The sequence below is a fragment of the Vibrio sp. 1401 genome, assembly GCF_033340295.1.
On record NZ_JAWOWF010000072.1, the window covers coordinates 1 to 15,308 of the forward strand.

A 15,308-nucleotide genomic window follows, 5' to 3' on the forward strand; every position below is an offset into this window, starting at 1 on the left:
GGTTGAAAGCACCGGTCTTGAAAACCGGCATACGTTAATAGCGTATCTAGGGTTCAAATCCCTATCTCTCCGCCACTTATTTAGAGAGCTCGCATTTATTGCGAGCTCTCGTCGTTTTAGCTCTTACAAAAACGAGATTTAGAAATCCTCGCTCGTAAGCGAATCCAGCACTTCACTATATTCCAGTTAAAAGCCCGCTAATGTTTAGCGGGCTTTTAACTTCGATTTTCTAAAGTTTAAGCAAACTTCTTAATCATTTCAGACAGGTCATTGGTGCAATTTTGCACTTTGGTGTTCATATGATTCGTTTCAGTCATCAGTTCATACGATTCACTGTACTTTAAATTAAGCGACTGGATGTTTTCATTTATTTCATCCGTTACATAAACCTGCTCTTCTATCGCGACCGCAATTTGTTGGTTTCGTTCGACGACGTCCTGAACAAGGGACTCCAGTTGTTGAATGCTATCCAAAGCAGTACCTAGCAATGTTACCGTTCCGGTCGACATTTCATTACCTTTCTCTAACGCAGAAACCGCTGATTTGCTCCCATTTTGAATCCCTTCAATGGCCGATTTAATCTCTGTTGTCGATTCCTGAGTTCTTTTAGCTAAGGTTCTCACTTCATCTGCTACAACGGCAAACCCTCTGCCTTGTTCGCCTGCCCTCGCGGCTTCAATTGCAGCGTTCAACGCTAATAAATTAGTTTGTTCGGCAATACCATTGATGACTTCAACAACGGTTCCAATTTGCTCGGTTTGTTGGTTCAAACGTATGACCACTTTAGATATTTCGCCGAGCTCACCCACCAGCTCTAGTACCGATTGGTTAACATTATCGATAACGCTACGGCTGTCTATCATCGTATTTTGCGCTTCTAACGTAGCCTCGGCGGTCGCTTGAGCATTATTTGATATCTCAGATGAAGAGGCTTGCATCTCGTTGACCGCTGTTGCGACCGAGTCAATCTCCACTTTCTGTGCGCTTAAGTTCTCCGTCACTTGCTGGCTATTTGTCGCAGCACTGTTAGCACTTGCGCGCGTTTTTTCGCAAGAGTCTTTTACAGACACGCCAACGCGCCCCAATAGCGCATTGGCAAATTGCTTACGCATCTTCATACCCAGCTCAATCTCAGCCAGATCGTTGATTCTTCCGCAATAAATGTATTCCATGAGTGGATTGTTGAAGTCTTGCCTAGCCTGTTTAGCGAGCTTCTCAACTGGTCTGGTTAATACATAAATAGAGAAAACGGAAAGTAACGCAACAACGCCAAACGCTATCACTGGTGATTGATTCATTTGTAGAATGAGTAAGCCAAGAAGGTTTGAAATTAAAAGGAAGAAGGCCGATCTCATCCACAAACGTGTACGAGGAAGATACATTTTCCACGGCTTACGATTATTTCGAAGCTTCGAATACGCTTTTTCCGCTCGCTGGATGTGTATACGCTCAGGTTTAAATCTCACTGATTGGTATTCCACAACTTCACCATTAGATTTTATAGGAGAAGCAAACGCGTCAACCCAATAATAGCCGCCGTTTTTACGTCGATTTTTGACCATTCCCATCCAGTGTTTGCCAGTTTTCAGGTGAGTCCATAAATCTTTAAAAGCCTGTTTTGGCATATCAGGATGACGCACAACATTGTGGGGTTTACCGATAAGCTCCCCTTCATCAAACCCCGCGACTTCATTAAAGTTTTCACTGGCATATTTGATGTAACTGGAGGTATCGGTAATGGAAACTAGGCTGTAACTCGAAGGGTAATCGTATTCCGTTTCACTCATAAACATGTGTCCTTACATTGATTAATTAACAAACGGCAAATATGAATTTATCAGCATAACATATACATGCATAATGATAGGTTGATTCAAAAATAAAACAAAATTATTGACAAGTTTACTTGTTACTTAATGACTCTAGTCGCATTTTTATCCTCTAATACAAGGCTTCGTTAATATGCACAAGACTGAGCACTGTTCAAAATTAATACACAAAAGCGCTTCCGTACTGAGTTCGTAAATTGTTATAAGTAATCCACTAAAACGAAAACAGGGAAGACAAACACAATGACTATTCACTTTCGTCAGCTTGCAGCTAAGAGAAACACGACACACTTGTTTATTGACGATTGGAAAATTAACACTCAGCAGTCTTGGGGGATATTCAGCGCGGATGGAGATATTGGCTCTCTGCTTGGAGACCTTATTTGTGATGAAATGTCACCAAATAGTGGGGAAATTGAGCTAAATGGGCTGTCCGTTGCGCAAGTGTCGTTATCAGAGCAACAGCGATTACTGGAAAGAGAATTAGAAAAGGATGATACGGATTTTCTTGATCGTATCGACCAAGGGAGCACTGTTTATTCATTAATCCTAGAGCAGAGCCAAGACACCAACTTAACTGAACAGCTAATTAATGATCTCGACCTAAGTCATCTTAAAGATAGTGGCTTCCGCGTTCTCTCTACCGGAGAAACCAGAAGAGTAATGCTCGCCCGAGCTTTAGCCACACAACCTGACTTAGTATTACTCGATAATCCATTTACTGGCTTAGATATTGCGCACCGAGCTGCTCTCGCTCGCTATTTACACTCGCTTTCTCAAAATGTGCAACTACTCGTAACCTTCTCTCGCGAATCTGACATGCCTGAGTGGATCAATAGCATCGCGCTTTTCAGTGCAGGAAAGCTTGATAGTACAATGGATAAGTCCAGTTGGGATAATCATCCAATCATTGGACAAATAAAATCTCAGTCAGAGCAACAGAGTGAAGAAATGATGAGCTTGATACGTCAGCATCAGCACTCGACGCCATTCAACAACCCAATATTTGAACTAAAGAATGGGACTGTTGAATACACCGATAAGAAGATTTTTACTGACTTGAACTGGCGCATAGACAAGGGCCAACATTGGCAGGTCAAAGGCCCAAATGGTTGTGGAAAGAGTACCTTACTTGGATTGATCTTTGGCGATCATCCGCAATGCTACAGCAATGACATTGATATTTTTGGTAAAAAGCGTGGTACTGGCGAGACAATCTGGGAAATTAAGCAGCATATCGGTATGGTGTCTTCAGCGCTACACCTCCAATATCGAGTCAATTGCAGCGCATTAGAAGTCATTTTGTCAGGATTTTACGATTCGATTGGGTTGTATAACCAGCCAACTCGCAAAGAGATGAATATTGCAAACGAGTGGCTCGATATCTTACATATGAGCCAGTACAAAAAAACCTCATTCAAGCAATTAGAGTACGGTCAGCAGCGACTATTACTGATTGCAAGAGCCATCGTGAAACAACCCACATTATTGATTTTGGACGAGCCGTATCAAGGGTTAGATTTTTTGGGTAGACGGTTAGTTAAGAACACACTTGAGCTCATCGCTAGAGAGAATTTAAGCCAACTATTGTATGTGTCTCACTACCAAGAAGACCGCTTAGATAGCATCAAAAATGAGTTAGAGTTTGTGTTTGATGAAAATGCTCAGTGTTATAGAGCTAACGTCTACCAATCATAATGACTTCGCTGCGCAAGCTGCTCATAAGGTAATGGTTTGGAGTACAGGTATCCCTGATGATATCTCACTCCCATCTTCTTTAAGTGTTCAGCTTGCGCTATGGTTTCCACGCCTTCAGCGATCAATTGTACTTGTAATTCTTCCGCGAAGTGAACCATCGCTTTTAAGACAGAAGCACTAAGGCTAGGAATACCAATGGTTTCGACAAAGCACTTATCGATTTTTAAGTAATCTATGCGCATGTGCTGTAGAAATGCTAACGAGGTTTGGCCAGTTCCAAAATCATCGATCAGCACATCAATACCATGCACTCGCAGCGCTGCAATGCATTTTCTCGCCTCTGAATCAATGAGCTGACGCTCCGTTATCTCTACCCCTAATGAGACTTTGTTTCGGCTCAACTGTCTGTCGAGCAATTGAATTTTTCTGATCGCGTTTGGTCCGACTAAATAGCCAGGCGGCACGTTAATACCAAGGTGGACAGGCAGATCAAAGCCTAATTTACTGAAGTCCTCTGCCGCTTTATCCAGAACGAAATCAGTAAGTAAAAAAACCAATCCACTTTGCTCTGCCGCAGGGACAAACTCATCCGGAGAAATGAACCCCTTACTTTGATGCTCCCATCGCACTAGCGCTTCAAACCCGAATAACTGACCGGTATCAACGTTAACTTGCGGTTGGTAATACAGGGTCAACTCTCCTCTTTTTATCGCTCTTTTAAGATCCAGTATCAAATTGCGATGAGGATCAATAAACTTATTCAACGCATACAAGCAAAGGTAGATCACGAAAATAATTGGAATTGAGTACAAAAAATAGGAAAGTGTTCTCTGTTTGACGAAAAGATCGCTGGCTTCACTCAAAGCTTCATACTCAAACATTTGCGACGATTTGATACCGATAGGATTACTTCCCGCTCTTAATGCTCCTTCTGGTGAAACTTGATCATGGATAAACAGCGCAGAGCGTTTTAGGCGTAAATCGTTGTTAAACCCTATTGTCGCATTAAAGTAGTCATGATCGATAATCGTTACGGCTTGATAACCCCGCTCTCCTTCCGTTACCACTAGCAAGAACTGATCGTACAAGCTATCAACACTACCAAGCGCTAGCGTTTGTCCCTTGGGAAAGGCGATGTGCTCAGCTAACGGTTTAGAGATACTTCCCAATTTCGAAGAACAAGTAATGACTCCCTCTTTCACAATGAGCATTTCTTCAATATCTCGTTCAAACATTAAGCTTTGCTGGAGCTCTTCACATCGTTCAGGGTGTAGCAGTGCCGTGCGGTTTTCTGTCTCTATTTGGAATAAAATTTCATCTGCAATTTGCACATTTTTTTCTAATAAATGATTGAGATTGTTTTGCACGCTTTCACGAGCTAAATACAAAACCTCTCCAATAACCAAGGGAATAGGCAGAAGGAAAATGATGGCTTTTTTAAAAATCGCCTTATTCAGCATATAAAAGTAACCTTTTATAAAACCGATTTACTGAGATGGTACCTCGATTCCGATACCCGCTAGCAACTCACGTTTTTTAACATTATTTGTTTGGATTAACTCAGTATGCGAAACGCTGAGTAATACCGCAAACTAAACAATGTCTTATTCACTCCTGTTCCAATTTAGTATCAAGCGCCTCAAACCTGAGACTTTAATTCGACACCATGTTATGTCTATCGGTACTTGCGAAAGTCTTTACCTGTCTGTTTCTCATCATGTAAGAATTACCCATTAAAATTATTTTTCTTTTCTCAGTAATTAAGAATTATATTTGTCGTAACTCCTACAACACGTTACAACACTCTCATGACGACAAACAAAGCTAATGCTAACCAGGTAAACGAAAAATCACTGCAGTTGTTAATGCAAGTTGCAGTTAGTCCGTTCCCAGTTTCTGCGAAAACGCTAAGCGAGCAATTGAACGTTCCTTTAAGCAGCCTTTACCGACACTTAAAACTGCTTAAAGAGTGGAACTTGATCGAAGAAAGCGTTCACGACAAGACATTTGTCGTTGGTCCGGCGGCATTATTACTCATGCACAGCTATGAGACCGCGCAACATGGGCTCGACATGGTCGAAACCATACTGGCTAGGTTGGTACAACAAACCGGGGAAATGGCCGCTTATATGGTACCAGCGGGTTATCGTGCGCTTTGTGTCAGACAGAAAGAAAGTATGCAGGCGCTGCGTTGCAGCTTCGTCCAGGGTCAAAGTCAACCTCTGCTGCGCGGTGCCTCATCTAAAGTGATGCTTGCTTTTATGCCTCAAAGTCGATGCGAGAAAATCTTGAGATATTTTAATCAAGATCACCGACGTGACGAGTGGGAAAAAGAGCTCACAACCATCCGTAAACACGGATATGCCGTCAGTACTTCTGAGATTGACCCTGGTGTTTCAGGTATTAGCGCACCGGTAATGAAAGGAAGCAAACTGATTGGCGCAGTCTCGGTGATGGCTCCGGCCCACCGAGTCGAAAAGGATAAGCAGCGCATTATTTTACATGTACTGCAAGCGGCAAGGGCACTACCACCAGAAAGGTAATTCATCATGTTAAGCTTTTTCAAACGCTATAAACTCCACCACACCGTGAAACAGCCGCAGCATTACCCTTTTTCTTTTATGACAGTGTGTGAGTATTTGCCACCCATGTCTAAGGGCGCGTTTGAATTAGCTGATCAAAGTTTGGAAAATGCTAGCGATTGGCTATACCAACAGCATGATCATGAAACCGCTGAAAACTTTGGTCACTTCAACCACGACAAGCTGGAAAATGGCGAGTTTCAGGAAGCATTAAGCCTTTCGCTTTCTCGCCACTCAATTCCTGTTTTAGTAACTAACTGTACCGAGGCAATCTTGTCCATGTTACCTGTGGTCGTGTCCTATCGAGACGAAGTGGGTGTGGTAAATATTGGACATGACATGAACTTGAAACCAACACTTGAACCACGTTTAGGCTCGGCATTCCATTTTGCTCTTTCTCGCTATCAAAACGTGCGATTATTTTTTGCTGGTGTTAGTGAACAAGATACAAAGCAAGAAACGTGGGAATACGCGGAAGATCAAGGTTGTGATTGGGTAACCGAGAAAGAGTTTTCTTTTCGTCATCGCAATAACGTTAAGCAACAGATCGGCAATTACCTAGACCACTGCGACCAAATAATCATTAGCATCGACCTTGGATCTCTAAAAACCAAAAACAGCCTTGATGGCGCGTCAGAAATTGATATCCAAATGGTTCTACGCACGATTAGGCAATGTCTGGTTGCAGGTAAAGTGAGGGCAATTCAGCTCGTTGGCGATCGAGATTGCCTGGTCTATTCGAGACAAACGAAAGCCATACTAGAAGAGTTATATCAGATGGCTCCACTCATCGTTCACGCTGCCTAGCGTTATAAACATTCAGAATCAGGATCGCTTCCTTCCTGATTCTGAACCAACATGCTTACTTATTATCCTTAACTAACAAATAGTTACACATATAAATCGACACACATCACACTTGCCTCTTGAACTAACCTGACACTTACGTTGTAATAAGGCCGCTAAACTTTGGTATGACATACGAAATAAAAAATAACCAAAGTTCAATAACTAAGCGGCTTCAAAACAAAAAATTACCGCAGCTATTCCAATTTCAGTGAGCATTTGATCACGCTCGCTTGATGCCATCTTGTTCCACTCATTAGGACATTTGATGATGCGTCTTTGCAGTATTTTCACTGCGGTTCTTTTTTTACCGCTAACCTCACACGCCACCACTTATGACTTAGCAGATATCAAGTCAAACACTAATGTTGCCTTTTGTAAAAACGGAACCATTCATGTAACGGGTTCTACTTACGATTGCACTACAAATATTGTTCTCCCGAAAGGCGATCAAATTATAAATAGTAGTCAAAGCTCATCGTCTTTAACCGCTCATGGTTCCATAACACTCCGTGGGCAGAATGTCATAGGCTCAAAGGAAAGCCCTATAAACATCAAAGCTAAAGGAACTTGGTTAAAAATTAATGGTAATAGCTACGTACTAGGTAATGTCTCTGCTTTAGGTTCTATAAAAATAACTGATAGTGAAATCGAAGGAGATATAGAAACCAATGGTGTTGGTGGAAATGGCCGTTCTGTCGAGTTTCACGGAGAGCACAACGTCCTTAATGGCAACATCATTGCTCAAAGTGACGTGTACATCGAATCTGGTATGTTCTGCGGTGATATCAAATCAAAAGGAACAAAAGTAGAAATTAATCAACTGGAATCGTCGCTTTCTAATACACCAATAGTTGTGGGCAACATTAATGCTCTATCGGGGATAAATCTTAATAATACGACAGTTTTTGGTTCTTTGACATCTCAGGGACATACTGTAGATACAGGTTTTGGCACGACCAAAATATATGCGAATAAGCAAGCTATTTCGGCAATGCATTTTTCAATTAATAACTCCAATACTTCTATTTGTGGTAGTGTGACAGCCACCCTAGAATCAAGTTCAAATTTCAACCACTATTGCGGCATTGATGAACCCAATTGTAGTTACGCAAATCAAACACCAACAACTTGCCCTATTCCTTCTTATATCCCTGAATGTAAAATTACGCCTCCATCAGAGAACGCCTTCGACCTCAGCGTCACACCATCGGACGACATGGCACTGATGTGCGGCGACGATCTTCCGCAATTTACAGCAATGACAACCAATAATGGAGAAGTTGTAAGCGCAGAAGTCAGTGCAGCCCTATCACACCCTGACTTGTTCACTTTAGAGGTGATCAAAGGTCAGCAGACATTAAAAGCAAACCAATTTATGTCTGACGACAATGGTGAGCTCGTTGTTCGAGTGGTCCCGAACGATATTGATACCATCGCGTTAGGTACTAACTACACGCTGACTTTCACTATGGCAGAAGACACCAGCAAGCATCAAACGGTTAGCTTTATGTTTACGCCATTTATGTTTGAGGCCTACTCAAAGACGAAAAGCGCCACTTTAAATGAAATACGCGTTATTGCAGGTAAACCAGAAAACGTGCATACGCGATTGCTTGCTTGTGCCTCCACCGGCGAACCTGTAGTGGCAAGCAACTACAATGGTACGCCTAAGGTTTTTCATCCATTGGTTCAACCATTAGGAGGAAGTGAAGGAAACTTTAGCTATTCAGCGGAATTTAAAGACGGCTTGTCTGAACATGGTCTTGTCACGAACGAGTCCGGCATATTTGAAGTGACATTGTCCGATCATTTTGAATGTGAGGGATTTGAAGAATGTCCAGAAGAAGGCAAAGTGGAAGTGAAAGGGACATTTAATGTGCACTCGCGACCATGGACACTCGCTATTTGTGACAACCAACGTGCTTTGCCTTCTGGCACCTCTGAACAAGGAGAAGGGTTTCTTGCTGCCGGAGAACTTTTCTCTCTAACGGTGAAACCAATCATTTGGCAACCTGACGGCTCTGCAAGTGGATCTGTTGAATCAGCACGCTATTGTGATGCTTCTATCACCCGTAATTTTACGCTTGATGACGCTCCAGCAGCATCGGTTGTCTTGTCGAGTGAGCAACATACGCCATCAGAGACAGCGAACCAAACCTCAAAATTGCTAAAAAGTAGTGACTCACTGGCTCAGGCGCATAATTCAGCCAAGAATGATCAATTCGTCTTTAATGGATTATATTGGGAAGAAGTCGGGAGCTTGAGAGTAAAAGCAAACCTAGAAAGTAAATATCTAGGTATGACTGTGAACGAAGGCTATCGTTACGTTGGTCGTTTTTACCCAAAATATTTTCAAGTGCAAGACCAAGAATGGCACTACCCACATGGCCAAACTTTTGCTTACATGAATCAACCTTTTGAGAAAGTCACTTACGATGTTGTCGCACTCAATGCGAATAAGGAAAACGTGAAGAATTACGTCCACTTTTCGTCTAACCTTCAACAACATTTCGATTTAGGCGAGCTAAGCTCATACTCCGATCGGTTTTTGCCGCCTAAGCCTAAGAAGGTAGACTGGAAACTACTGGGTAGCGCGAGTGTTGGAACGTTTGTTATAGAGAAGCCCTCGACCAATGCGACTTGTAACAATAGCCCATGCTGGAAAAAGAACACGACAGATAAGCAATATCCTGATGGTCCATTCAATACCGAGACTAATAGTGATATCAGCCAAATAGGTTTAGTCTCAGTAAAAGCCGTTGATGAGGTAAACTTCTTCGACGATAGCGAAGTGCTCACAAAACAACCAGACATTCGATTCGGTCGTTTGAACTTTCAAGATGTAGGTGGCAACCAAGGCATGGTGATCAAAGTGCCACTTGCTGTAGAAACTTGGCAAAACGGTCGATTTACGACTAACTTCGATGACAACTCAACAACGGCGAGTGGTGAATATTACTTCAGCACGCCAATTTGGTCTCATGCGCCAGCAAACAACGCCCTGCTTTCTGGCGTTGGAACGATGAGTATTGGCAGAATGACCGATATCGTTGCAAGCCAAATTGACTCAGCACGCGAGCAAATACAATTCCACCTGGATTTAGACGGCTCAGGTAATCGCATCCCTTGGCTGAAATACGACTGGGATAGCTCTACAAGTGAAGAGGAAAACCCACCCGTCATTGTTACGTTTGGTATTCACCGAGGAAACGATCGCATTATTTATCGTGGTGAGCCAAATATGCTTGGCCTAAATTAACGCGAAACGACAAAACAAAAAAAGCCCCTCAATTGAGGGGCTCTTTTCACACAGACTGTGTAATTTACTTTGCGCCACGACGCGCTTTCAGGCGCTTCACCATAGCAAGACGACGCTCTGCCGACCCTTGGTCTGTTGCCGACTGGTTCGGGTTATTACGACGACCTTGACGATTCTTAAACGCTGGTTTTGAGTGCAGCTTTTCAATGTAAGATTCACGCTGTTTTGGTTCATAGCCTGCAAGCTCAATACGGCGAATGCGTTGCTGGATTAGATTTTCAACCTGAACAACCGTGAGCTCTTCATCTCGATTTACAAATGAAACGGCATGACCTTGTTTACCTGCACGGCCTGTACGACCAATTCGGTGAACGTAATCTTCCGCTAGGAAAGGCATGTCATAGTTCACAACGTGAGGTAAATCTTCAATATCTAGACCTCGAGCAGCGACATCGGTAGCCACCATGACACGTGCTTTACCGGACTTGAACTCTTCTAACGCACGACGACGAGCACTTTGAGCACGGTCACCATGACAAACCACCGCTTTGATACCATCAAGTTTCAGCTCTTTTACAACGTCGTTTGCGGTCTCTTTGTAGTTCACAAATACCAACACTTGTTTCCAGTTCTTACGACCAATCAGCTCCGAAAGCAGTTCCGTTTTTCGCTCTTGATCAACTGGATATAACACGTGAGCAACTGTCTGTGCTGTCGTATTCGCTCGCTCAACTTCAATACGCTTAGGCTTACGTAGGATATCTTTTGCTAACAGATTTAGTTGGCTCGAAGTCGTTGCTGAAAACATCATAATTTGCGGATCAGTATCCACATCTAGCATGATCTTACGTACTGAGTGAATAAAGCCCATGTCCAAGATACGGTCTGCTTCATCAAACACTAAAAACTCTAAATGTGCGACCGAGACATTACCTTGTTCAATGTGCTCTTCCAATCGACCGGGTGTAGCCACTAGGATATCTACACCGTTTTCTAATGCCGTTACTTGAGAAGACATTTTACGGCCACCGAAAATCGCAGCCACCGACAGGTTCGTGTACTTCGTGTAAGCTTTGATGTTGTCAGCAATTTGTTCAGCAAGCTCGCGAGTTGGAGCCAAGATAAGTGCGCGAGCAGTCTTACGAGAAGCGCTACGGTTACTGTCTAGGAACTGCTGAATCATAGGCAGAGAAAACGCAGCCGTTTTACCAGTACCTGTTTGTGCTGTAGCGAAAATATCATGGCCTTTGCGAGCCATTGGAATCGCCTTCTGTTGAATTGGCGTTAACTTTTCATAACCGCATTCTGCCAGTGCTTTAACCACTTCTGGCGCAAAACCTTGAGATGAAAATGACATTGAGCGTATTCCTTAAACAAACCACTAAAAATAGCTTTAAAAATTTAGCCGTGCACTATACCCGAATTTGAGTGATTTATCTCACTTTTCTCATTGAAATCCTACAAAAGAAAAAACGGTGAGCACAGATATATTAGTGGTTCACCGTTTTCGTTTAACCTTTGTTCGATTTAACGCTTGATGCCAGATAACTGAAGGAGAATTCGCTCAAGCTCATCCCATGGCAACAGCTGAGAATCTATCACTTCTAATCGTGATTCAAAGCCTTCTAAGCTGATTTCATTCACCGACACGACTCGGTTGGCAACATTAAACGCGTAACAACCTTGATCCGTATTGACCACCGCTTTAACACGCTCTGCGGTCAAGTCCGAAAGCATAGAGAAAAGCTTTTCAAAATCAAACTTATACTCTGCCCCAAACAACCACCCACAACTAAAATAACCCTGCCCTTTGTTCTCTTTGCGCACAAAGGCTTCACCAGGCGCCAACTGGAATTGAGGCTCTTGATGAGCGTGGTCATGATGATGTGACTCGATATGGGAAGAAGCGCTGCCGTAAACCCGCTCGATATCCAAGACTTCTATCGGTAACTCACCATCATGAATAAGCTTACTGAATACTTTTGAAGGGGATTGGTCCGTCACCCAGTCATTAAACACATCAAGGTCGTGGCTGGAACATAGGTCAACCTTACTACCAATAACCACATCTGCACTGTCTAACTGGTCCACGAAGTTTTGGTTAGAAAGATACTTTTCATCACTTAAGTTACGCGGATCAACCAAGGCAATCGTCGCTTTAAGATCAACGTAAGGTTCATACTGCTGTGAGGTAAGCGTCGCGATAACCTGTTTTGGATGACCAAGGCCTGTCGGCTCAATCAATAAACGGTCCGGTTTTTGACGCAATAATGCGGTGATACCTACCGACATCGGCACACCCGCAGTGCAGCACATACAACCACCCGGCACTTCTTTAATCAACGCGCCTTGGTCGGTCATCAATGCACCGTCGATGCCAATCTCACCAAATTCATTGACCAAAACCGCCCAGTTTTCTTTTTCCGGTTTGTTCTTCAGTAGATTTAAAATCGTGGTCGTTTTACCGACACCCAAAAATCCGGTCAGTATGTTGGTTGGTACTCGATTTGACATGCTTATCTCCGACACGTTAGTGCATTAATGCTCCAGCAAAGTATACGGAGAATGTGACTCGCTTCAACGCTTTTTATCGCACTCATCAAGATCATTGCGTGATGCGTTGGCACACATTTTTCGAGCTTGTTTGGGCTGACTTATCAACTCTGAACGCTTCATATCGGACAAGTACCTACCGGTATAAATAACGCAAGTAAAAAACGCGATAATAGCGACTACGATGGGAAGAACTCCGAGCGTGTTTTCGAATTTAAGCGCAGCAATAGCCAACGCGAAAACAACGACAGAGATAAGTGCGATTGACTTACTTTTGTTGCTTTTCATAATAACTCGCCTTTCGTAAAGTTAGCCCCTAACACCTCCTGTACTAGAGGAATGCCAGTTTGAACAACATCCAACCTGACTATTCAATGCTACTCCTTTCGCTACTTGTGAAATTTGACAAAGCTAACATTTACTACAACATCAAACGACGAGCTTATTATTATCTTTCAGACACTTACTGGATTTTAAAACACTTACTAGCAAATCGTTCCACCGCTTACCAGGATATCGCTATCATTGGCAATACAAACTTGCGCCACCAGCCTTAGCCCTTCGACTATCATGTCCAAAGACATAGAAGGCTGACTGCCATCTACTGCTTGTTCTGGCAATAATGGGATATGAACAAACCCATGACGAATAGGTTTGTCTTTTAGATAATGTTGGATGCCATAAAAAAGGTGGTTACATACAAATGTTCCGGCACTGTTGGAAATCTGGCTAGGTATCCCCTGCTTTTGCAGCGTTTGAACAACACGCTTTATCGGCAGCGTCGAGAAGTAAGCATCAGGACCATCGGCCACCACGGGTTCATCAATCGGCTGGTGACCAGCGTTATCTGGAATACGAAAATCATCGACATTAATTGCGACACGCTCTGGGGTTATCGCGCTACGCCCGGCCGCTTGCCCTACAGTAATCACACAGTCTGGCTGGTGCGCTTCTATTGCTTCAATAACGACTTTCACCGAGTCATATCGAACTACGGGGACTGGGCAAGTAACTATCACACCGCCTTTTATGGCCGCAGCCTCTAATTGCTTGACCGCTTCTAAGGCGGGGTTAATGGCGTCACCACCAAAAGGTTCAAAACCGGTAATCAGGACTTTCTTCATAACAGCCTTTAGGAAAAGAGTTTTACAAATTATTGCACTCCCCTTTACCCCATCCAATAGCAAAAGTATTGATGAGATAAACCAGACAACATTATGTGACTCATGTCTAACCAGAGAGTGTTTTCTGCCTCATTGAATCTAGGCAAGTTCCGGACTATCGAGACTAACTTATTGATGATTAGTGGCAGGGCAAGGTTCTCTCATTACATGACGCACGTAGAAGCTTGGTTTCCACGCTTAACTTAGGTAGAGTACGCGACCGCAATGCAATTCGAAGAGATTGAATACAATGAATATTGATAACCATGTAATCGAAACGATTGAAGAGTTAGAGGCATTTCTGCATTTAGTAGAAAGCGGCGCTCTTGGCCTTGAAGGTGTCACTGGCGTTGCGCTAGCCACCTCTAATACCGATGGTCGTCCATTTGTTGCCGTATTAGGAGAAAAGCACCAATTGCTCCTCGGTCGCTGGGTTTCGCAGCACGTATATGACAATGGTAAAGACATCGTTCGTAACGGCCCAACCAGAAAACACTAAGCGCTCGACGCCACCTATAACATCACGCCGTCTTATACACCAAGCGTATGCTTTGAAAGCAATGCGCTTGGTTTACTCAAAAAATAAAAAAGAAAAGGCTAGCCTTTATTAATTTTGTCGGTATACTGCACATCAGCTCTTACGGAAAGAGCTATTAATGTAATTAAAGATCAAAGTTTCTCTCAGTTCCACATCGAATTCCTCGTTTACGTTCCTGCGACAAAATAGTTATCTCTAAAATCATATAGTAGCACTTGATATTAGCTAAAAATTCAATATTTAAAACAATCAAATATAGAGGTATCTATGTCTAATAAATTAACTGGTTCAGTAAAATGGTTCAACGAAACTAAAGGTTTTGGTTTTATTTCTCAAGACAATGGCGGTGATGACGTATTCGTTCACTTCCGTTCTATTGTTTCTGAAGGCTTCAAAACTCTTACTGAAGGCCAAAAAGTATCGTTCGTTGTTGAACAAGGTAACAAAGGTTTACAAGCAGCTGAAGTAACTGCTCTGTAATTCTTTGTGTGGCATCAATGTTGTTGGTGCCACAATCCCCTTCCACTTATTACTGCCCTTACTATTCTCTATCTAAGTTTATATACCCAAATCACTTACCTCTCCCACACCATCATTAATTACTTTCAATAAAGTCACTTTGGTATACATCTTTAGGTAATCACACAACCTACCTTGCAATTCCAGTTTGGAATTAAATTAATCTCATTCATATCTGAATCACTTCGCCTCATGCTTTGCTCATAAAAATAAAGTTTATAAAATAAAAGCGATTGGCGAATATCCGTCATTCCGCAGCCAATTTCAGAATTAAAACAATGTGATCCAGTGATCGTTTACAAATGTTAGTGCGACAGA

The 15,308-nt window shown here is 42.7% G+C and carries 12 protein-coding genes; 6 read left to right on the forward strand and 6 right to left on the reverse strand.

Annotated features, from left to right (window positions below):
• Positions 1-236: 236 nt before the first annotated feature.
• Positions 237-1,787 (reverse strand): PAS domain-containing methyl-accepting chemotaxis protein, encoded by a 1,551-nt coding sequence (locus tag R7Z77_RS22735; RefSeq protein WP_025768974.1) that lies wholly within the window; start codon positions 1,785-1,787, stop codon positions 237-239.
• A gap of 285 nt (positions 1,788-2,072) precedes the next feature.
• Between R7Z77_RS22735 and modF the strand changes: the two genes are divergently transcribed.
• The gene (modF, locus tag R7Z77_RS22740; RefSeq protein WP_064354613.1) at positions 2,073-3,527 is read left to right on the forward strand and encodes a molybdate ABC transporter ATP-binding protein ModF; all 1,455 of its coding nucleotides are present in this window, start codon (positions 2,073-2,075) and stop codon (positions 3,525-3,527) included.
• Here modF and R7Z77_RS22745 read toward each other — a convergent pair.
• Complete coding sequence (locus R7Z77_RS22745; RefSeq protein ID WP_213967995.1) at positions 3,515-4,987, reverse strand: EAL domain-containing protein; 1,473 nt, start codon at positions 4,985-4,987, stop codon at positions 3,515-3,517. The two genes, modF and R7Z77_RS22745, sit on opposite strands and share 13 nt — an antisense overlap.
• A 348-nt stretch (positions 4,988-5,335) precedes the next feature.
• Here R7Z77_RS22745 and R7Z77_RS22750 point away from each other — a divergent pair, with 348 nt between their 5' ends.
• From R7Z77_RS22750 to R7Z77_RS22760, 3 genes are all read left to right on the forward strand, one after another.
• Positions 5,336-6,070 carry an IclR family transcriptional regulator gene (locus R7Z77_RS22750; RefSeq protein WP_005386192.1) on the forward strand — a complete coding sequence of 245 codons (735 nt, stop codon included), beginning with the start codon at positions 5,336-5,338 and terminating at the stop codon, positions 6,068-6,070.
• Between the two features lie 6 nt (positions 6,071-6,076).
• A complete protein-coding gene (locus R7Z77_RS22755; RefSeq protein WP_064354611.1) occupies positions 6,077-6,916 on the forward strand; it encodes an arginase family protein in 840 nt (279 codons plus the stop codon).
• 310 nt (positions 6,917-7,226) lie between these two features.
• Positions 7,227-10,217: a DUF6701 domain-containing protein gene (locus tag R7Z77_RS22760; RefSeq protein WP_409234163.1), complete on the forward strand. Its 2,991-nt coding sequence runs from the start codon at positions 7,227-7,229 to the stop codon at positions 10,215-10,217.
• A gap of 64 nt (positions 10,218-10,281) precedes the next feature.
• On the opposite strand, the gene R7Z77_RS22765 is transcribed toward R7Z77_RS22760, so the two are convergent.
• From R7Z77_RS22765 to pcp, 4 genes are all read right to left on the reverse strand, one after another.
• Positions 10,282-11,574, reverse strand: a complete 1,293-nt coding sequence (locus R7Z77_RS22765) for a DEAD/DEAH box helicase (RefSeq protein ID WP_064354610.1) — start codon at positions 11,572-11,574, stop codon at positions 10,282-10,284.
• A 170-nt stretch (positions 11,575-11,744) separates the two neighbouring features.
• Positions 11,745-12,731: a CobW family GTP-binding protein gene (locus R7Z77_RS22770; protein ID WP_064354609.1), complete on the reverse strand. Its 987-nt coding sequence runs from the start codon at positions 12,729-12,731 to the stop codon at positions 11,745-11,747.
• 63 nt (positions 12,732-12,794) lie between these two features.
• Positions 12,795-13,058: a hypothetical protein gene (locus tag R7Z77_RS22775; RefSeq protein WP_064354608.1), complete on the reverse strand. Its 264-nt coding sequence runs from the start codon at positions 13,056-13,058 to the stop codon at positions 12,795-12,797.
• 197 nt (positions 13,059-13,255) lie between these two features.
• Positions 13,256-13,894, reverse strand: coding sequence for a pyroglutamyl-peptidase I (pcp, locus tag R7Z77_RS22780; RefSeq protein ID WP_064354607.1), 639 nt, complete (start codon positions 13,892-13,894; stop codon positions 13,256-13,258).
• 289 nt (positions 13,895-14,183) lie between these two features.
• Between pcp and R7Z77_RS22785 the strand changes: the two genes are divergently transcribed.
• Positions 14,184-14,432: a hypothetical protein gene (locus R7Z77_RS22785; RefSeq protein WP_005375646.1), complete on the forward strand. Its 249-nt coding sequence runs from the start codon at positions 14,184-14,186 to the stop codon at positions 14,430-14,432.
• 306 nt (positions 14,433-14,738) lie between these two features.
• Entirely contained in the window at positions 14,739-14,951 is a 213-nt protein-coding gene (locus R7Z77_RS22790) for a cold-shock protein (RefSeq protein ID WP_005375644.1), read from the forward strand.
• Positions 14,952-15,308: the final 357 nt, after the last annotated feature.